Origin of the sequence: Flavobacterium tyrosinilyticum (genome assembly GCF_023656565.1) — a bacterium.
GTDB lineage: Bacteria > Bacteroidota > Bacteroidia > Flavobacteriales > Flavobacteriaceae > Flavobacterium > Flavobacterium tyrosinilyticum.
Genome location: NZ_JAMOKG010000001.1, coordinates 1,294,492 through 1,313,737 on the forward strand (window position 1 = coordinate 1,294,492; position 19,246 = coordinate 1,313,737).

Consider the following 19,246-nt stretch of genomic DNA (forward strand, 5'->3'; position numbering starts at 1 on the left):
TTGTTTTTTTATACGTCTCGCTTCAAAAAACTTAGAATCTTAGTATCTCAGAATCTTAGCAACTTAGAGATTCCACCCTCCTCCAAGTGCTTTGTACAATTCAACCATGGAGCTTAATTGTCTTTCAGATAATTGTGCTAGACTTAACTGTGCGTTGAAAAGATTGGTTTCTACATCTAAAACTTCTAAGTAAGAAACGTAACCGCTGTCATATCTTTCGCGAGATAGTTTAAAGTTTATTAAAGCTGCCTGAACTTGTCTGTTGCGGGCTTTCCATTCTTCTTGATAAGTTCTAACATTTTGTATCGATTGTTCTACTTCAGAAACGGCACCGATATAGGTTTGTTGATAAAGAAACTTAAACTGTTCTGCTTGTTGTCTGTTTATTTCAACTCTTCTTTTGTTTTTTCCGAAGGCAAATATTGGTCCTGCAATTCCACCAGAAGCATTTTGCATATACGAACTTCCTAGAAACAGATTGCTCAAATCGGCACTGGCAAATCCTGCAATGGCCGCAAGATTAATAGACGGAAAACGCATGGCTTGAGCTACGCCAATTCTTTCGTTTGCTGCTGCATATCTTAATTCGGCTGCTTTGACATCGGGTCTGTTTTCTAATAAGGCAGACGGAATTGACAATGGAATTTTACTGACGATTTGCAACTCGGTATTGCTTTTCCCTCTAGGAATTTCAGAAGGAAGCTGACCGGTAAGCAACGCAATTGCATTTTCTTGATAGGTTATTTGTCTTTCAATGTTAGGAATTGCAGCTTCGGCAATGGCAACCTGCTGTTCAATCTGCACTTTGTCTACTTCAGAGATGTAGCCTTTTTCGAATCTTTCGGTTATAATCTGATAGTACTTCTCTCTTGTTTCAAGGGTATGTTTGGTTATTTCCAGCTGATCATCAAAATTTCGCATCTGAAAGTACGCTATTGCAATATTGGCAACAATATCAGACAATATTACTTTACGAGCTTCCTCTGTGGCAAGAAGTTCATTTTTAACAGCATTGTTTTCATGACGATATTTTCCCCAGAAATCAAGTTCCCAAGACATGCTAGCACCGGCTGTAGATGGAGTAATATATTTCTTGTTGCTGTTTATAGTAGTTCCATATTGAAAAGACGGAAATAAATCGGCTTTAGTATAACCCAATTCAGCACGAAACTGCTCAATTCTCGAAACCGCAATTTTTAAATCGTAATTATTCTCAAGACCTTTTTGTATAAGACCTTTTAAAACATCATCATTAAACAGATCAAACCATTTTAAATTGGTTACCGAAGCGACACTGTCTAAATTTCTTTCGTTTCTATAAGAATCTGATTTTAACTGCTCAGGTTTTTTATATTTTGGTCCGACCATACATCCTACAGGAAATAAGGAAAGAACCAATACAATAACGATTATCTTATATTTCTTACTCATGGTCTGTAGTATTTGATTCTACATTGTTTTCTCCTGTTGTGATTGTTTCTTCTTTCTTATGTCCAATTTTTTCAATCATAACAAATAGACCTGGTACAATTAACACACCCAAAACGGTGGCGATCAACATGCCGCTAAACACGGCCATTCCCATTACAATACGAGCTTGTGAACCCGCACCTGTAGCGGTCAGTAACGGAACTACTCCAAGGATGAAAGCAAAGGCAGTCATCAGGATTGGTCGAAAACGAAGTCTCGCCGCAACCATTGCAGATTCGTAAAGAGGTTTTCCTTTCTCATATTCTTCTTTGGCAAACTCGACAATAAGGATAGCATTTTTTGCAACGAGTCCGATAAGCAAAACGAGCCCAATTTGCGCAAAAACGTTATTGACATAAGCATCACTTGCAAATCTTGCCAAAAATAATCCTAAAAATGCTCCAAATACAGCGAATGGAGCTCCTAAAAGTACACTAAAAGGTAATTTCCAGCTTTCGTATTGTGCGGCCAGAATTAAAAACACAAAGACTAATGCCATAGCAAATACTGTACCTCCCCCAGGAGAATGTTTCTCCTGATAAGATAAGTTAATATAATCATAACTCATATCCGATGGTAGTGTTGTTTTTGCAACTTCTTCTAAGGCATCTAATGCTTGCGCGCTACTATAACCATCGTTTGGAGCGCCTCCAATTTCTGCAGATCTAAATAGATTAAGACGATTGGTAAAGTCAGGCCCAGATACTTTTGTAGCCGTAACTAAAGTAGATATTGGTAACATATCACCTTTGTCATTTTTTACATAAATTAAATTTAGATTTTCTGGTTTAACACGATCAACAGCTTCGCCCTGCAAATAAACTTTGTATTGGCGACCAAAACGGTTGAAATCATTTACATAAGTTCCTCCTAAAAAAGTACCTAATACTTCGGTGACTTTTGAAACAGGCACGCCTAATTTCATTGCTTTGTCGTTGTCAATTTCTAATTTGATTTGAGGAGTTCCTGCGTTATAAGTGGTGTAAATTCTTTTTATTTCAGGACGTTTTTGAGCTTCAGCTATAAAAGCCTGAGTTTGTTGTGCCAGATATTGAGGTGTATTTCCACCCCTGTCCTGCAACATCATACTGAATCCTGCAGATGCTCCTAATCCTTGAATTGCTGGTGGACCAAAAGCCATCACTGTAGCATTGGTAATTTTTGTCGCAAACTGGGCATTGAGTTTATCTGCTATTTGTTTTGCCGTATGTGTTCTTTCTTCCCAAGGTTTTAATGCTATAAATATAAAACCATTTGCTGGTAAATAGGAACTTGTTAGTAAACTGTACCCGTTAATTGTTGTATAACAATCGAGTGTTTCTTCTTTTGATAAAATAGATTCTATCTTTCTTGTTACTTCATCAGTTCGCTGTAAAGATGAAGCAGGAGGAGTGCTTATATTTACCAATATATAGCCCTGATCTTCTTCAGGAATAAAGCCCAAAGGCACTTTCTTTCCTAATAAAACAACAGCACCTAAAACGACGACTAATAAAATAATAATTCGTAAAGATTTTTTTGCAAAGAATGTTGCCCCATTAATATATCTGCCTGTAACATTTTCGAAGATTCTATTAAAACCAGCAAAAAATTTAGCGAGCCAACCTGTTTGTTCTTCTACAGGTTTAGTTGGTTTTAAGAGCATTGCACAGAGCGCCGGACTTAGTGATAAGGCACTAAACGCAGAGAATGCGACCGAGACGGCAATGGTTATGGCAAATTGCTGGTAAAAACGACCAGTAATTCCGGGAGTCATTGCTACGGGAACGAATACTGCAATCAAAATTAAGGCAATAGCGATTACTGGTCCAGATACTTCCCGCATGGCTTGAATAGTTGCTTCCTTTGGCGTTTTACCATGTTCTATATGATGTACAACAGCTTCTACAACCACAATAGCATCGTCGACCACAATACCAATTGCCAATACCAATCCTAGAAGCGAAAGTGTATTGATTGAAAATCCTAGCATTGGAAAAACGGCAATAGTACCAATTAATGATACTGGAACGGTAATCAATGGAATAAGTGTAGCTCGCCAGTTTTGAAGGAAGATAAATACCACAAGTATCACTAATAAGATAGCTTCAAAAAGCGTGTGAATAATATCTTCAACCCCAGCAGTAATTGCTGTTGTTGTATCTAAAGAAACTTGATATTCAATATTTTCAGGGAATCTTTTGGATATTTCCTCCATAGCTTCCTTCGCTTTTGCGGCAACATCTAAAGCATTACTTCCCGGCATTTGGAATATTCCGATTGCAGCACTAGGTTTTCCATTTCTTCGGGCAGTTGAACTGTAATTTTCGGTGCCAAGTTCAATTCTGGCTATATCGCTAAGAAGTACTTTTGCTCCGTCTTCTTTGCTTTTTACTATAATTTCTGAGAATTGTTTTTGAGTTACAAGTCGATCCTGAAGGGTTACACTATAAGTAAAATCAGTACCAAGAGGAGCAGGCTCTGCACCAAATTTTCCCCCAGGCGTGATCATATTCTGATCGTTTAGTGCTTTTTTAACCTCGTCAACTGTAATTCCCAAACTGCTCATTTTTCCTGGCTGAAGCCAAATTCTCATTGAATATTCGCTTCCAGCAAATAGGATACAGTCTCCAACACCTTTAATTCTGGCAAGAGCGTCAATAACGTTGATATATGCATAGTTGTTTAAAAATACGCCATCATATTTAGGATCTGATGATGTTATGGTAAAAATCATCATCGGAAAGGATAGTGATTTTTTAATAGAAACCCCCTGTTGTTTAACACTCTGAGGTAAAAATGGTTCGGCCTGCTTTTCCTTATTTTGGGTAAGCATGTTGGCATTATCCAAATCTGTACCAACATCAAAAGTTACTTCGACAGTAAGTGCTCCGTCAGAAGTATTGATGGATTTCATGTATAGCATGTTTTCTACACCATTTACTTTCTGTTCGATTGGTGTAGCAACAGCCTGTTCTACATTTATGGCATTTGCTCCTGTAAAAGAAGTAGTAATTTTTACTAAAGGCGGAACAATATCTGGATATTGAGCTACAGGTGTTTTCTGTAAAGCCAGTAATCCGAGTATAATAATAATAATACTGATTACCATGGCAACAATTGGTCGTCTAACAAAAAATTCTCCCATAATGATGTTTCTAAATTATTTAGTTAGTACAGAATTAATTAATTGCTTTTCCTGGAGTCCATTCTTTAATTTGAGGCGTTACAACATTGCCACTTTTTAATTGTGAGGTTCCTCCGAGCGCAATTTTGTCATTGGCTGCTAATCCATCAATAACGATATAGGAGTCTTTGAATGCTGGACCCAGTTTTACTTCTTTCATTTCAACCTTATTGTTTGCGCCCAAAACATAAACTTGAGTAATTCCTTGCATTTCAATAACAGAACGTTGAGGTATAATTAATGCATTTTTATAAATATCAGTAACAACATGAATTTTTACATATTGCCCTGGACGAATCAACTGCTGTGGATTTGCAAATGCGGCTTCAAAAGTTACAGCGCCTGTCGCGGGATCAATTTGTCTGTCTGCAAAACTTATTTTTCCTGTTTCAGGATATGGTGTACCATCTGATAGTAAAATAGAAATTGATTTTGCTTCTCCTCTTAGTTGCGAATTTTTCTGTGACATTTCTCTGAAAATTCGAAGAAATTCTTGTTCGCTCATAGTAAATCGAACTCTAACATCACCTAAATCAGAAACTGTATTTAAAACAGAAGCTGGGCCTGGGCGAACATAATCACCAACTCTAACTTTTGATATTCCAATTAATCCGGAAATTGGTGCTGTAATATTAGAATAACTCAATTCTATTTTTGCATTTTTCACATTGGCAGATGCTGCATCAATTGATGCTTTGGAAGCATTATAAGCTGCTTTGGCTCCTATAAACTCTCTTTGACTGATGGCATTCATTTTGGCCAATGGTTCCATCATCTCGTAATCAGATTTGGTTTTAGCTAATCTGGCCTGCATTTCAGCCAATTTTCCTTCTGCTTCACTTACTTTAGTCTGAAATGGAAGAGGATCAATAGTATATAATAACTGTCCTTTGGTGACTAAACCACCTTCTTTGAAATTAAGACTTTGGATAACACCATCCACCCGTGGGTTAATTTGAATGTCAGATTGTCCATAAGTTTGGCCTGTAAATTCTGATTCCAGTTTTACATCTTGCTGTAGAACCTGAACAATTGGTATTTCAAGTGGCTTAGGACTTGGTGGTGTTTCTTTTTTGCAAGAAAGCATCAAAAGACTTAGTAAGATTGCTGAGGAGTAGATTTTGTTCATTGTTAAATTCTTTTAGATAAAATTCATTAAATACAACTAATTAAAAACCAGTAAAGTGCATTAGCTAAGTTAGCGTTTTTTTGTTTAGGTGGTTAAATATTGTGCGAATTTTGTTAATTTTAGTTAAAATTACATCTATCTGTTTATCAGTTGGTAATGGAAAGTCGGATGAAACGGCATTTATTGCCGACAAACGGCATTTTTGTAAGAATAGATTATTCAATGAACAAGTAATAATAATTCAAAAACTTTTGTAATCATGTCAAAGAATAATAAGAAAAAACACAAAAAGAGAGAAGAGGATGATAATGATTTAAAAAAATTAACTAAAAAAGAATTATTACATCGGGCAAAGAAATTTTCTGAGCAATATTGTGTAGGTGATAATAAGAACTTCACTTTAAGGGATAAACCAACTTCTTATTCTATAGAAGATGACAATATCTCGGTTCGAAAAACATTAAGAATGGGAGTCAAAGCACTTGCAGCCATGCAGGATATTTTGTACGCACAAGATAAATGGTCGGTTCTTATTATTTTTCAAGCGATGGATGCTGCTGGAAAAGACGGTGCAATCAAACATGTAATGTCAGGAATAAATCCGCAAGGCTGTCAGGTTTCTTCTTTTAAAGGGCCAAGCTCAGAAGAATTAGATCATGATTATTTATGGCGCTGTCAAAAACATCTCCCTGAAAGAGGCAGAATAGGAATTTTTAACCGTTCGTATTATGAAGAAGTTTTAGTAGTCCGCGTTCATGAACAGATATTAAAAGGCCAAAAAATCCCTGAAAAATTGATAAACGCGAACATTTGGGAGAATCGTTTTGAAGATATTCGAAATTTTGAAAAGTACCTCAATAGAAACGGAACGGTGGTCATTAAATTTTTTCTAAATGTTTCGAAAGAAGAGCAAAAAAGAAGATTTATTGAAAGGGTTGACAATCCTGATAAAAACTGGAAATTTAGTGCAGCCGATGCCAAAGAAAGAGGCTATTGGAATGATTATATGCATGCATATGAAGAATTAATTAAAAACACATCTACCAAAAAATCACCTTGGTATGTAATTCCTGCTGATGATAAATCGTATGCTCGAATTGCAATTGCTTCTGCAATAATTCATGCGTTAGACGAAATGGATTTGGAATATCCTAAAGTAAGTGTAGAAAAAATTGCTGAACTTAATGAGGTTAAGAAAGCATTGCTAGAAGAATAGGCAATAATTAATTATTCAGATCTGTTGAAATAGAGGGTTTTTGATTTCGTAAGCTGTTAAAAAAATCAGATAATTAGGTCAAGATCATTTTTAATCTCAAAATAAACCCTAAATTTGCCGCAGATTTAGAGAAAAATCTAAAAAAACATATATTCTTAACTTAAAACTGTTTATAGCATGCAACTGTATAACACTTTGAGCGCAGAAGAAAGAGCCATCATGATCGATGATGCAGGTAAACAACGACTAACGTTGTCTTTCTATGCGTATGCCAAAATTCAAGATCCACAAAAATTTCGTAACGACTTATTCGTAGCCTGGAATGCCCTTGACGCATTAGGCCGAATTTATGTTGCCCATGAAGGAATAAATGCTCAAATGAGTATTCCTGCCGAAAATTTGGAGGCTTTTAGAACCACTCTTGAAGTTTATGATTTCATGAAAGGCATTCGTTTGAATGAAGCTGTAGAACACGATGACCATTCGTTTTTGAAATTGACAATCAAAGTGCGTCACAAAATTGTTGCAGACGGTTTAAACGACGACACTTTTGATGTTACCAATATAGGCGTTCACTTGAAAGCCAAAGAATTCAATGAGATTTTAGATGATCCGAACACGATTGTGGTTGATTTTAGAAATCATTACGAAAGTGAAGTAGGGCATTTTAAAAACGCAATCACACCAGATGTGGAAACTTTTAGAGAGAGTTTGCCAATTATCAACGATCAGCTTAAAGATCACAAAGACGATAAAAATCTAGTAATGTATTGTACTGGAGGTATTCGTTGCGAAAAAGCAAGTGCTTACTTTAAACACCAAGGCTTCAAAAACGTTTATCAATTAGAAGGCGGAATCATTAATTACGCTAAACAATTGAAAGAAGAAGGTTTAGAAAGTAAATTCATTGGTAAAAACTTCGTGTTTGATAATCGTCTAGGCGAAAGAATTACAGATGATATTATTTCGCAATGTCACCAATGCGGAAAACCTTGTGATAACCACACAAATTGTGAAAATGACGGTTGTCATTTACTATTTATTCAGTGTGATGAATGTAAAGCGGCAATGGAAAACTGCTGTTCAACAGAATGTCTAGAAATTATCCACATGCCTTTGGTTGATCAAGTTCGTTTAAGAACTGGAAAACAAGTTGGAAACAAAGTATTCAGAAAAGGTAAATCTGAAAACTTGAAATTCAAACATTCAGGAGAATTGCCAGAGACTGCATTGGCAACGGCGCAAAAACCAGCTGATATCCGTCAGAAAGTAAAAGTAAAAAAAGTACTTCTTGGAAAAGCTGAACATTATTATGTGAAAGCGCAAGTTGGACAATTCACTATAGAAAATCAAGAACTAAATAGAGGTGATAAAATCCTTATTTCTGGTCCTACTACTGGAGATCAGGAATTGGTTTTAGATAAAATCATTGTTAACGGCGCAGAAACTCAATCTGCGAAAGTTGGTGATAAGGTTACTTTTGAGGTTCCATTTCGTATTCGTTTGTCAGATAAATTGTATAAAATTGTAAATTAGCAAAATTTTTATGTTAATTTAATTATGTCACAATCGTTTACCAAATTATGGATTCATGTAATTTGGGCTACCAAAAACCGTAAGGATCTGATTGATTTTTCAATTGAGAAAACTCTTTATGATTGCATTTGGCAAGAATTAACAGAACTTGGATGTCCAGTTAGAATCATTAATGGAATGCCAGACCATGTACATGTTTTATTTTTACAAAATCCACAAAAAACTATCGCAGATATTGTAAAGCAAGTAAAAGGAAGTTCTTCTCATTTTATGAATAGAGGAGAATTTATCCTTGAAAAATTTGCATGGCAAACTGGGTTTGGTGCTTTTTCTGTCAGCGAATCTCAGTTAAATGCTGTTACAATTATATTAAAAATCAAAAACAACATCATCTTAAAAAAAGTGGAGAAGATGAATTTGATGAATTTGTAAAATTGCATGGGTTAGGGGATAAATGATCGCTTGACGCAACGATATGTTTCCCGTGGTTGAAACCACGGGCTATATTTGAAAAACATTTGCAGAAAAACATAGCCTGCGGTTTCAACCGCAGGAGCGCAAAGAATGTCCACAACGATTTACGGATAATTTTTAAAATATAGACTATGATATATATCATAGGAATCTAATCTATACCCACATTATTTTTGTCATTTGAATAATAAATCAAAAATGACGATTAACAATACAATTGAACTCATGGCTCCCGCTGGGAACTTTGAGTCGCTTCAAGCTGCTTTAGATAATGGCTGTGATTCAGTATATTTTGGTGTTGAACAGCTCAACATGCGTGCAAGATCTACCGTTAATTTTACTATTGAAGATTTAAAAGAAATAGCTAATCGATGTGAAGAAAAAAATGTTAGAAGCTATCTTGCTTTAAACACCATTATTTACGATCACGATCTATCTGTTGTAAAAACATTATTGACAAAAGCTAAAGATGCTAATATTACTGCAGTAATTGCATCAGACCAAGCTGTAATTGCAATGGCAAGATCGATTGGAATGGAAGTTCATATTTCGACCCAATTGAATGTGACCAACATCGAAACCATTAGATTCTATAGTTTATTTGCCGATACGATGGTTTTAAGCCGTGAATTGAGTTTACGTCAAGTAAAGAAAATAACAGAACAAATAGAAAAAGATCAGATCAAAGGGCCTAACGGAAATTTAGTAGAAATCGAAATTTTTGGTCACGGAGCTTTGTGTATGGCAGTTTCAGGAAAATGTTATTTGAGTTTACATTCACACAATTCCTCTGCGAATCGTGGTGCCTGCAAACAAAATTGCCGAAAAAAATATACAGTTATCGATCAAGAAACGGGTTTCGAAATTGAATTGGATAACGAATACATGATGTCGCCAAAAGATTTATGTACTTTGGATTTCTTAGATCAAGTGATTGACTCTGGAATTCAGGTTTTAAAAATCGAAGGCCGCGGACGTGCACCAGAATATGTGGCAACGGTCATTAAAACCTATCGTGAAGCGATCGATGCCTATTACAAAGGCACTTTCTCAAAAGAGAAAACGGCAGTTTGGATGGAAGCTTTGAATACCGTTTACAATCGCGGTTTTTGGTCAGGCTATTATTTGGGACAAGAATTAGGAGAATGGAGCGATATTCCTGGATCTGCGGCAACTCAAAAGAAAGTTTATGTTGGAAAAGGAACGCATTATTTCCCAAAAGCCGAAGTTGGACAATTCAAAATTGAAGCTTACGATATTAAAGTCGGAGATAAAATTTTGGTAACAGGACCAAGTACAGGAGCTCAGGAAATGATTATCGATGAAATGTTTGTGAACGATCTTACAGCAGAAAAAGCAACAAAGGGAGACGATTGTACTTTCAAGCTTCCGTTTAGAATCAGAATGTCGGACAAGCTATATAAAATCGTTGAGGCATAATGGTTATTATTACTTTACAGAGGGACAAATGCATTGGTTGTAATTATTGCGTCGAAATGGATCCAGTTCATTTCCAGATGTCAAAAAAAGACGGAAAATCGGTATTGCTTCATTCGCAGAATGCAAAAGGATTTTTTACTTTAAAATCTTCGAATCATGCTATTGTAGAAAGTTGTGAACTGGCTGCAAAAGCTTGTCCGGTGAAGATTATTACGGTTAAAGAAACATAGAATATATAAAAATGGAAGAGCTGCAGTTTGCAGCTCTTTCTTATTGCAGTAAATTTATTCTTTAACCATATTTTTAAAGCTACTATTTGATAATAAAGACAAACTTCCTTTTTTAGTAATTCCCTGCCAATCTGATAGTTTTCCGTTTACATAAATTTTGATTCCAATGTCTGTGGCACTTTCATAAATTATATATTTTATGCTGCCACTATTAAATTCCAATTCATAAGCTGTATTTTGTTTTCGAAATTTAAATCCTGCTTTGTCTGCTTTTTCAGGACTTGATGGGTGGGCAAAAGAAACAAATTTATATTCATCATTTTGCCGAAATGCATAATACAAAATACCGTTATGCTTAAATAAAATTATGCGCCCCTTACCATTTTTAGTGTCAAAAGTAACTACTTTGTCTAAGTTTGGCTCGTAAACAGATAAAGTCGAAAAGGGTATAAAATCATTACCTTTTCGCTTTTTGCCAGTTATTTTTAAAAACGGAAAAGAATATCCGTCTTCCTCAAAAGTGCATTCTTCTTTAGCTTCCAAACCAGAAACACTATAATAGGAACAAACATGAAGGGCTGCACCGCCGCTGCTCGAGGTTATAAGACGTTTGTTTTTAGCATCAATTTCAAATCCTCCACCTCGTACACAAAAGGAATTGTAATATAAGTCGCTAATACTATTGCTGAGCACAAAAGAATTGGACCTATTAATAAAGATATACGCTGTTGCTTGCGGTGTATAACAACCTTCATCGTCATTTTTCTCGTTGTTAAAAAGGATAACGTCGGTACGTCCGTCAAAGTTGACATCTCCTAAAACGCGAATATTAGATTCAGGAATACTTTTGAACGCCGTGATTTTGGCTGTTTTGCTTAGTTCCGATTTAGAAAGTTGCTTAGAACCATATTCGAGTACCGTTTTCTTTGTTTGATTCTCTGTAAGCCTATAATATTCTTCTGTTTTCGAATTCTTAGTTTGTTTGGCAAAATACAAAGTATAGCCTTTCAAGAAATCATTAACGACATAAGCTTTTTGCGCATTTGTAATATAGCTTTGCGCAAGTAGAAAAATGACGAAGTAAAACTTTATTTTCATATTGTATTCAGAATAAGGATCATGAAATTATTCGTCAAAAAGATCAAGCTCATCAAAATCTTTAATTTCAGATAATTTAAGAAGTTTTGTTCTTTTGATTTTACTTTCGCTTTTTTCAAAAACTTCATCTTCATCATAGGTGTTTTCATTGATGTTTTGATCTACAATCTTTTTTCGAGTAAGAAAATTAATGCTGGTTTGTGTAAGCACAATAGGTCCTCGATTACTGCTGGCATCATAACCAATTAGTTCAAAGTCTGAATTTTGATATCTAAAAGTATACTGCCAATAGCCATATCTTCCATGAGCATAATTAATGTATAATTTTCCGTCTTTTATTTCAAAGTCAAGTTCGGGAGCATAATAAACACCTCCATCTTCATTTTCAGAAGAAAAACAGTCATAATTTTTAGCGGCCAGTTCGTAGCCGTTATTTTTATTTAATAATGCTATAATTCCTCTGCGGTTTCGATCTAGCTCTCCACGATATTCATGCTGAATGACTTTACTTTTATCAGTTCCTTTAATGATTAGAATATAATCTTCCAGTCCGTCTTTATTAAAATCTCCCTTAATGGTATCAAAAGGAACATATCCTTTCGGAATAAAATCTTCAGGTTTTTTCTTTATTTCGATTGAAGCTGTATCTGTTTCAAAAACTTCTGGAACAGTTGGAATTTCTGTAACCTGAGAAGATTCGGTTTTTTCTTTGCTTTTGTTACAACTTGAAAGTCCCGTAAATAGTAAAATAAGGACTATAATAAGTAAGTTTCTAATCATAATAGTTTTTTAGATTTCATAAGAAAAACACTCTGGTATCGTTCAAAATGTTTTGTAGTCTTATCTTTTGTAATTGGGTTCGCTTAGCAAAATGGGTGTCGTATTGGCAAGAACCCATTTAGTTGCGAGTTCGCATAAAAAATTAAGCTCATCGATTTCTGCGTCTCCATTTTTGCGAACATATTTTATAATCAAATCTGCTTTTTCAAGTTCGTTATCAGACAGTGAATTGTTCGAGGACAAATGGATAAAAAAGGCATCTAACATTTTTTTAAAATCGATATTCCAATTACCACCGCCATTTCTATATATTTCATCTCGTACCTTTCCTGAAATGCGCACGACTTCGCCTTGTACGGTTTTTGAACTGCCCTTTGACGGTATTAAAAGTTCCCATAGTTCTTCGAATTGTTTTTCCCAGGTTGTACCAGTTACAGAAATAGGAGACACACCGTCGTGCAGAATACGTCTTTTTACAGGCGGAACATGAAACATTTCATAAAGTTGCTTTAATGCATGGTCTGTTTCTTCCAAATAATCTTTGTTGAAATTTTCCCTATGAAATTCAAAATCTTCTCCTCTTCGAACAACAGCATTTTTCATGGACTGAGTTATTTCGACATCAGATTTTAAAAGTATTTTTGATATTTCGGCCAAATTTTTAAGGTCGATGTTATTTGCTCTAACCAAAGCACGTTCCAAAGGAGTTTGTTTGTAGGTATTCAAAGCATTGGTATCTGCTCCATATTCTATTAGTTTTTGGACAGCATCTACGTTAAAGCCACTTCCAGTTGCAAAATGTAAAGGTGTATCTCCATAATTGTCCCTTGCATGTATATTGGCACCGAGTTCTAATAAAGTTGAAATCTTACCAGTTCGTATCATCGCGTTTTGATGCAATGCAGTACGGTTATAAGTATCAACTGCTTCCAAATCTGCGCCATTTTCTACTAGCCAAATTATAAGCTCATTGGGAATGCCCCAAAAGCTTAAAGCAGTTGTTTTTCCGTAGCCGCCTCTTGCATCCAATTCGCAGGTGTCAAATACAGCTTTCAAAGCTTCAATGTCTTTCTTCTCAATTAATTCGCTAAAATTTTTCGGAAGCGTTTTCTTTTTCTTTGCCATTCTACCTATTTCTTTTTAAAATCATTTGTCAAGATATTTGATTTCAGACTCCAATTTTAGCATTAATGTTATGCTTTTCAACATATGCTTTTGCTGCATTCATCAGTTTTGCAAATTTTGCATCGATTTCACTTTGGGTTGAGGCGTCAAAATCTGAGATTGCTTTTTGTATTTGCTCTGGTGAAGCTTTTTCGTCTTTTAGTTTAGCAATCGGCAAATAGCCTTCTTTTTGTTTGGCAATTGCATAAGAAAATAAATCTTTTGAAGCCTGAAGAAGTTCTTTATTGTCATCGTCTTCAGCAATATCTTTAATAGATTGAAAACGTGTTTCCAGATTGGTAATATCATATTTAAAAGCATCGTAGTAAGAAGAAGGAATCATCTTTTTTTGGTTCTCATCATAAACTTGTGCTTCCGATTGCAGTTTTTCATTGATTTCTTTGCTTCCAAAACGTGACAATAAATTCGAATTTAAAGCAGCAATTTCAAAGGTTTTTTCTGGCGAAAGGTTGGTACAAGATGTAGAAACTATGCTCGAGGCAATTAATACTAAAAATAGAGTCGTGGCATTTAAGATTTTTTTCATTTGTGAGTTTATTTATTATTTATCCTTTTAAAATTTTACTTTTCTCAGCATCAAATTCTTCCGAAGTTAAAATGCCAGCATCTAAAAGTTCTTTTAAGTCTAATAGGGCTTTTTTCTTGGCTTCCATCGAATTTGAAGTGTCTGCTTTTGGAGCTTCGGTCTGCGGTGCAGTGTTTATTGGATTTACAGTAGTTCCAGAAGGAGCATATTTCAAAATCAATTCTGTAATTTCATTGAAACCTTTTACATTCGAATAGTCAATTGCTTTTTGCTCTTTTACATTGACGATTGAAGCATCGGCTTTATTGTCTAATAGATATTTTACAACATCTTTCTTTCCGTTTGCAGCGCTATAGTGAAGGGGTGTATTTCCGGATTCGTCTTGAATATTGATATTTGCTCCAGCTTCAATTAGTAGTTTTACCATACTCAGATTGCCTTTTTTGGTTGCAACATGTAAAAGACTTTCTCCTCCGTAAGTATAAGAATTATTTAGGGTGAAACTAGATTCGTTAGAAATATTGGTTGCGCTGACAATCCAATCGAGATAATCATTCATTGAAGAAGTATCATTGGCAACTGGTTTGCTGTAATTCACATCGACACCATTTTCTAAAAACAAAGCTACGATTTCCTTTTGATTATTCGCGCAAGCGTACCAAATAGGAGAATGTCCATTGTTACTTGAAGTGAATACATCTGAACCTCTTTCAATCAATAATTTAGCTAACATTCTATTGGTTTCGTAGCATGCAATTAAAAGCGCATTTTCCCCAGAATGATTCGTATGATTGATAGCCGCGCCGTTGTCCAAGAGTAACGTTACCATTGGCAATGACTTGGTATAACATGCGTAAAGTAATGGCGTATTACCTTGTTTATCGGTCGCATTAATGTCGGCACCTTTATCTAAAAGCAATTGGATAATTTCACGGTTTAGTTTTGCAGAAGCCAATAACAGCGGAGTTTCTCCATTGTTATTCAGTAAATTAACATCAATTCCTGCTTCAAGCAACTTTGTTGCAATTTCTACTTGAGCCGTCTGTACAGTCAAGTGTAACAGGCTGTTACCGTTTTTATCGTTGATTTCGATTTTGGCGCCATTCTCCAACAAAAATAAAGCGGTCTGTTTTTGCTTTTGCAGACAAGCAAAGAACAAAGGTGTTTCTCCCGCGTGATCTTCATAATCGATATCGGCTCCATCTTCAACTAATAGTTTTACAATATCCAGATACCCTCTGTGTGCGGCATAATGCAAGGCTGTTCTTCCTCTTTCGTCGGTATATTTTACATCTACTTCTTTATTTTGAAGCAGTAATTCAGCTATTTTTCGGTTGCCGTTTTCACAGGCAATTATAAATGACATTGACATAGAATCGTGATTTTATAAATTTAGGTTTTCATTAAAAGCTCAACAGTTTTAACTTTCAAATTGTCTGTAGAAGCAAGCGCAAGAGCAGTTTCGTCTTTATCGTTTGTAATCTCTTTGTCTGCACCATTCTCCAGAAGCAATTTTACTTTTCTGTAAATTTCTTTCGCCGCTTCGGGATCATAATTTACATTGTAGGCGCAGACTTTGTGCAAAATGGTATTGCCTTGATTGTCTTGTTCGTTAACGTCAATTGCACCACTGTCTAATGCCGATTTTAAAATACCCGATTTTTTCTCAGCAATATAATCGATGCCTGATTTCGGATTTCCGTAATATTGGGCACAGTGATTTAAGTCGGCACCATCAGATAATAATCTTTGTAAAGAATTGAGATCATTCTCCGAATCAGACATCATTCGGATAAACTCAGTCAGTAAAGTTCTTCCGTCTTTGTTGATGCTGTTGAAATCTGCTGAAGAGGATTCGGCTAAAAGCTCGTACATCGGAATAGAAAACTGCTCGCCAACCGCGTAATAAAAAGAACTGTTTTCCTGATTGTCTTTTTCATTCGGATCTGCTCCATTTTCTAATAAGGTCGGAATGTATTCTTTTTTGTTTCTTTTTACAGCGTACATCAGCGGTGTTGTACCCACTACATTTTTCTCGTTGATGTCGACTCCGTTTTCGAGAAGTATTTTAATATATTCTTTGCCTTTTTCGGCATTTAAAGAATAATTGTTTACGATTTTATGAATTAGATTTTCTTGAGCGTTGTTTTGGTATTGCGCATTGCATCCAAAATCTTCTATCAAGCTTTTAATGACTTCTGGAACGGCTTCTTTTTCTATAAAATAACCCAATAAAGTCTGATCGCTGATTTCGTCATTAATATTGTCGACTTTTGACATTATCTCTTTGAAGAAAGAAAGAGATTCTTCGTCATTTTTTATATTTCGAGAAAGCGGATTGAATATCGATTTGTCAAAACTGTCCAATTCGTAAATATCGGTTTCAATGAAGCCCGCTTTTATTAGTCGTTGGATGAAATCCATTTCTTTGGCTTCGATAATTTTGGCCGCTATTTGAGAGAAATTGTTTTTAAGATACTGATCGTTAAAGTTTTCTCCGTTATTTAGGCATTCTCTGGCCTCGTCAAATTTTCCCTGGAAAAGGAAATTTTCAATCTGGTTTTGTGTTTGCATTGGAAATATATTTAAAAATGATTATAAGTTTTACTCGCAATTTTGGCTTGTAATTAGTGGCCTCACAAACATTGCTGTAAGATAAAACATAAAAATGAGAAATATATTTCAGGATAAAAATTAAAAATGGCTTTTTATGGCATAAAATAGACAGAATAGATATTTTAAGGTTTTTTTTGGTCTGATTTTTTTTAAAAATAGACAGAAAGTATATTTAAGAGAAAACCCTATTTTGCAATTGAAGCAAAATAGGGTTTTTTATTTGTGGAGATTTATCAGTCAATACATCCCAACTTTTTGCAAGCATACAAAAAATCCTGTCGAAATGCAGTTGCATTGAATGCATCAAGTTTTTTCTGCTTATCGACTAAAACTTGAGTTGATTCATATAATAACTCAAATACATATGAGCAAATTGATTCTTCAGATGAAAGCTTTCTTAGTTTTTCAAAATCTGGTTTAACACTATAATGGCCTACATTGTAGGTGTATAATTCGGTATGAGATTCTGGATTATCAACTCTTTTTTGAAAACGAAAAGGCCAAGAATCCCTACTTTTTAAATGACTTTCAACTAATTCTAAATCTATCCAAAGATGTTCTAAAATTCCTCCATAATCTTTGTGTAATTCCTTTTCAAGATTAGAGAAATGATCTTCAATGGCATCAGCAACTTTCTTGGTGCTTGAATCCAAAATGTTTGCGTGAAATGCTACCTTTAGAGGTGTTCCATCAGTTCTTAAACGGCTTTTAGGAAAATCTCTAATTATTCCACTACTAAAGACTCCGTAGGTGGTAAAATGGATAATTTTTGTGCATGAAGTATTCATTACACCAATTTCTTTTTTGTGCAAAATTTTACCGATTTCTTCGACAACAATTGATTTTGAAACCAATGAACTTTTATTTGATGAAATAAAAAGATAAACTTCATCTTCTTCAAAAGTGTCATTTATTGATTCTTTAACTATTTTGGAATTAAAATCTTGATTAATTCCACAATAGACCCATTTTACTTCGCCATCGTTTTGAGCCAATTCGCCATTATCATTCAACCAGTTTGCCTTGAAAAATTTGCTGTGATATAATCTGAATAATTGTTTTGAGTCCATTTTAATTAAAATTTATTTTTTTGGATTTCCCCGATCGCGTATCTCAGCAACGATAGCGCGGATTTGCAATCCGTGCCCGCAAAGATTGGTTTATTCTCTTTGTGAATATAAAAAGTACATTAATTCGTGTATCTTTTTTAATGATTTGTTTTGTGTCTTACTATTGCTGGCACGGATTGCAAATCCGCGCTATCGGGGTTATCGAGGTTGAGCCAAGTATTTAAATTTCTTCCACTCTTATTTTTGCGTCTAAAAAAGTAAGATAATTTATTAATTCTTTTTTATTATCGCCATATCCCTCAGTTAAAAAAAAAGGAGTGTTTTCTAATTCTTTAATTATTTCATTGAAAGACAATCCGGTTTCTTTTTTTATAGCTACTATTACTTTAGAACGGTTTTTGCCCACGTCATCTAAATAGATATATTTCTTTTTAAAGTTATCAAATTTTGGTAGTGAATTAAAAGTTTTGTTAGCCTTTGCAATAGGGAGAAATTCCTTAATATTTTGAATTTCTTGTTCAGTTAGTTTAACTTTCCACTCATTTTCCAAAGAATCATAATATTCGGATTTATATTTACCATTGTGATAATATTCATCATTGTGCTTACTAAGCCAAACACCTAGAAAATAATCGAATTTTTCAAGTGAATCTACTAATAATTGTGGAGAAAAATCTCCGCCCACATAATCATAATAGATTGGTGTTTTAGGTTTAGCTATATCTGCGATTATTGGATTGCCATTAATAGTTGAAATAATAATCCAATTGCGTTGCCATTGCATTTCTACAAGATCTTCCCAATTTGCATTGTTTTTAATATATCGAAAACCCTCAAGAGCAACATTTAAGTTATTAGATGCAATTATATCAAAATCATTAGTCCAAAAAAATGTAATGTTTTCATCTTGTGGTAAATCTATATACCATTGTGTCAAATCTTGATTTAAAGTTGGAATTTGAAAGTTTTCCAAAAGTTCCTTTTTAGTTTTTTCGGAAACTTCATAAGATTTAATTTTCTCTTGATTGTTTTTAATAGAATTTGCTAAATAATTCATATTTCTATCCAATTTTTGGTTTTAAAAAATTACCCACAAAATTAATTTTGAAAAGAATTGAGAACGTCCCTAATAAGCCATAAAACAAACAGAATAAGTCTTTTATTTAGAGAAGAATAAAATGTTTTTATCAGTGAATTTTAAAACTATTATTTTTAAAAACCGAGTCAAATTTTATTTAACAACCCTTTAGAACTAATCTATAAATAGCCAAATAAAAAAAATACTATCTTTACCGATCAAACGTTTATGA

15 protein-coding genes and 1 pseudogene are annotated in these 19,246 nt (G+C 34.5%); 5 read left to right on the plus strand and 11 right to left on the minus strand.

What is annotated here, in order from left to right; translation table 11 throughout:
• Positions 1 to 63: 63 nt before the first annotated feature.
• From NCC77_RS05730 to NCC77_RS05740, 3 genes are read right to left on the minus strand one after another with little or no spacing between them, the layout of a single operon-like run.
• Positions 64 to 1,431 carry an efflux transporter outer membrane subunit gene (locus tag NCC77_RS05730; RefSeq protein WP_250834726.1) on the minus strand — a complete coding sequence of 456 codons (1,368 nt, stop codon included), beginning with the start codon at positions 1,429 to 1,431 and terminating at the stop codon, positions 64 to 66.
• Complete coding sequence (locus NCC77_RS05735; RefSeq protein ID WP_250834727.1) at positions 1,424 to 4,597, minus strand: efflux RND transporter permease subunit; 3,174 nt, start codon at positions 4,595 to 4,597, stop codon at positions 1,424 to 1,426. Before NCC77_RS05735 ends, NCC77_RS05730 begins: the two co-directional genes overlap by 8 nt.
• Positions 4,598 to 4,631: 34 nt before the next feature.
• Complete coding sequence (locus tag NCC77_RS05740) at positions 4,632 to 5,765, minus strand: efflux RND transporter periplasmic adaptor subunit (RefSeq protein ID WP_250834728.1); 1,134 nt, start codon at positions 5,763 to 5,765, stop codon at positions 4,632 to 4,634.
• Between the two features lie 259 nt (positions 5,766 to 6,024).
• Between NCC77_RS05740 and NCC77_RS05745 the strand changes: the two genes are divergently transcribed.
• The 5 genes and pseudogenes from NCC77_RS05745 to NCC77_RS05765 all read left to right on the plus strand — a co-directional run bounded on the left by NCC77_RS05745 (position 6,025) and on the right by NCC77_RS05765 (position 10,661).
• Positions 6,025 to 6,981 carry a polyphosphate kinase 2 family protein gene (locus NCC77_RS05745; protein WP_250834729.1) on the plus strand — a complete coding sequence of 319 codons (957 nt, stop codon included), beginning with the start codon at positions 6,025 to 6,027 and terminating at the stop codon, positions 6,979 to 6,981.
• A 177-nt stretch (positions 6,982 to 7,158) separates the two neighbouring features.
• Positions 7,159 to 8,517 carry an oxygen-dependent tRNA uridine(34) hydroxylase TrhO gene (gene trhO / locus NCC77_RS05750; RefSeq protein WP_250834730.1) on the plus strand — a complete coding sequence of 453 codons (1,359 nt, stop codon included), beginning with the start codon at positions 7,159 to 7,161 and terminating at the stop codon, positions 8,515 to 8,517.
• Between the two features lie 24 nt (positions 8,518 to 8,541).
• A pseudogene (gene tnpA, locus NCC77_RS05755) lies at positions 8,542 to 8,975 on the plus strand (IS200/IS605 family transposase).
• A 214-nt stretch (positions 8,976 to 9,189) separates the two neighbouring features.
• Positions 9,190 to 10,431: a peptidase U32 family protein gene (locus tag NCC77_RS05760; protein WP_250834732.1), complete on the plus strand. Its 1,242-nt coding sequence runs from the start codon at positions 9,190 to 9,192 to the stop codon at positions 10,429 to 10,431.
• Positions 10,431 to 10,661 (plus strand): ferredoxin, encoded by a 231-nt coding sequence (locus NCC77_RS05765; protein WP_250834733.1) that lies wholly within the window; start codon positions 10,431 to 10,433, stop codon positions 10,659 to 10,661. Before NCC77_RS05760 ends, NCC77_RS05765 begins: the two co-directional genes overlap by 1 nt.
• Before the next feature lie 54 nt (positions 10,662 to 10,715).
• Here the strand turns inward: NCC77_RS05765 and NCC77_RS05770 are convergent, their stop codons facing one another.
• From NCC77_RS05770 to NCC77_RS05805, 8 genes are all read right to left on the minus strand, one after another.
• Positions 10,716 to 11,759 carry an XAC2610-related protein gene (locus tag NCC77_RS05770; protein ID WP_250834734.1) on the minus strand — a complete coding sequence of 348 codons (1,044 nt, stop codon included), beginning with the start codon at positions 11,757 to 11,759 and terminating at the stop codon, positions 10,716 to 10,718.
• A gap of 27 nt (positions 11,760 to 11,786) precedes the next feature.
• Positions 11,787 to 12,539, minus strand: coding sequence for a hypothetical protein (locus NCC77_RS05775; protein WP_250834735.1), 753 nt, complete (start codon positions 12,537 to 12,539; stop codon positions 11,787 to 11,789).
• Positions 12,540 to 12,599: 60 nt separating this feature from the next.
• On the minus strand, positions 12,600 to 13,664 hold the full coding sequence (locus NCC77_RS05780) for an ankyrin repeat domain-containing protein (RefSeq protein WP_250834736.1): 1,065 nt from the start codon (positions 13,662 to 13,664) through the stop codon (positions 12,600 to 12,602).
• Positions 13,665 to 13,707: 43 nt separating this feature from the next.
• The gene (locus tag NCC77_RS05785) at positions 13,708 to 14,250 is read right to left on the minus strand and encodes a hypothetical protein (RefSeq protein WP_250834737.1); all 543 of its coding nucleotides are present in this window, start codon (positions 14,248 to 14,250) and stop codon (positions 13,708 to 13,710) included.
• A 19-nt stretch (positions 14,251 to 14,269) separates the two neighbouring features.
• Positions 14,270 to 15,622 carry an ankyrin repeat domain-containing protein gene (locus tag NCC77_RS05790; protein ID WP_250834738.1) on the minus strand — a complete coding sequence of 451 codons (1,353 nt, stop codon included), beginning with the start codon at positions 15,620 to 15,622 and terminating at the stop codon, positions 14,270 to 14,272.
• Positions 15,623 to 15,642: 20 nt separating this feature from the next.
• The gene (locus tag NCC77_RS05795) at positions 15,643 to 16,824 is read right to left on the minus strand and encodes an ankyrin repeat domain-containing protein (RefSeq protein WP_250834739.1); all 1,182 of its coding nucleotides are present in this window, start codon (positions 16,822 to 16,824) and stop codon (positions 15,643 to 15,645) included.
• 275 nt (positions 16,825 to 17,099) lie between these two features.
• Positions 17,100 to 17,936 carry a hypothetical protein gene (locus NCC77_RS05800; RefSeq protein WP_250834740.1) on the minus strand — a complete coding sequence of 279 codons (837 nt, stop codon included), beginning with the start codon at positions 17,934 to 17,936 and terminating at the stop codon, positions 17,100 to 17,102.
• Positions 17,937 to 18,156: 220 nt separating this feature from the next.
• Positions 18,157 to 18,993, minus strand: a complete 837-nt coding sequence (locus NCC77_RS05805) for a hypothetical protein (RefSeq protein WP_250834741.1) — start codon at positions 18,991 to 18,993, stop codon at positions 18,157 to 18,159.
• Positions 18,994 to 19,246 lie beyond the last annotated feature (253 nt).

What these genes read in the sequence shown, in the direction of transcription:
- NCC77_RS05735 (WP_250834727.1), bottom strand. Translation starts at nt 4,597, where the DNA reads ATGGGAGAATTTTTTGTTAGACGACCAATTGTTGCCATGGTAATCAGT.
- NCC77_RS05775 (WP_250834735.1), bottom strand. Translation starts at nt 12,539, where the DNA reads ATGATTAGAAACTTACTTATTATAGTCCTTATTTTACTATTTACGGGA.
- NCC77_RS05785 (WP_250834737.1), bottom strand. Translation starts at nt 14,250, where the DNA reads ATGAAAAAAATCTTAAATGCCACGACTCTATTTTTAGTATTAATTGCC.
- trhO (WP_250834730.1), top strand. Translation starts at nt 7,159, where the DNA reads ATGCAACTGTATAACACTTTGAGCGCAGAAGAAAGAGCCATCATGATC.
- NCC77_RS05790 (WP_250834738.1), bottom strand. Translation starts at nt 15,622, where the DNA reads ATGTCAATGTCATTTATAATTGCCTGTGAAAACGGCAACCGAAAAATA.
- NCC77_RS05760 (WP_250834732.1), top strand. Translation starts at nt 9,190, where the DNA reads ATGACGATTAACAATACAATTGAACTCATGGCTCCCGCTGGGAACTTT.
- NCC77_RS05805 (WP_250834741.1), bottom strand. Translation starts at nt 18,993, where the DNA reads ATGAATTATTTAGCAAATTCTATTAAAAACAATCAAGAGAAAATTAAA.
- NCC77_RS05740 (WP_250834728.1), bottom strand. Translation starts at nt 5,765, where the DNA reads ATGAACAAAATCTACTCCTCAGCAATCTTACTAAGTCTTTTGATGCTT.
- NCC77_RS05730 (WP_250834726.1), bottom strand. Translation starts at nt 1,431, where the DNA reads ATGAGTAAGAAATATAAGATAATCGTTATTGTATTGGTTCTTTCCTTA.
- NCC77_RS05780 (WP_250834736.1), bottom strand. Translation starts at nt 13,664, where the DNA reads ATGGCAAAGAAAAAGAAAACGCTTCCGAAAAATTTTAGCGAATTAATT.
- NCC77_RS05800 (WP_250834740.1), bottom strand. Translation starts at nt 17,936, where the DNA reads ATGGACTCAAAACAATTATTCAGATTATATCACAGCAAATTTTTCAAG.
- NCC77_RS05795 (WP_250834739.1), bottom strand. Translation starts at nt 16,824, where the DNA reads ATGCAAACACAAAACCAGATTGAAAATTTCCTTTTCCAGGGAAAATTT.
- NCC77_RS05745 (WP_250834729.1), top strand. Translation starts at nt 6,025, where the DNA reads ATGTCAAAGAATAATAAGAAAAAACACAAAAAGAGAGAAGAGGATGAT.
- NCC77_RS05770 (WP_250834734.1), bottom strand. Translation starts at nt 11,759, where the DNA reads ATGAAAATAAAGTTTTACTTCGTCATTTTTCTACTTGCGCAAAGCTAT.
- NCC77_RS05765 (WP_250834733.1), top strand. Translation starts at nt 10,431, where the DNA reads ATGGTTATTATTACTTTACAGAGGGACAAATGCATTGGTTGTAATTAT.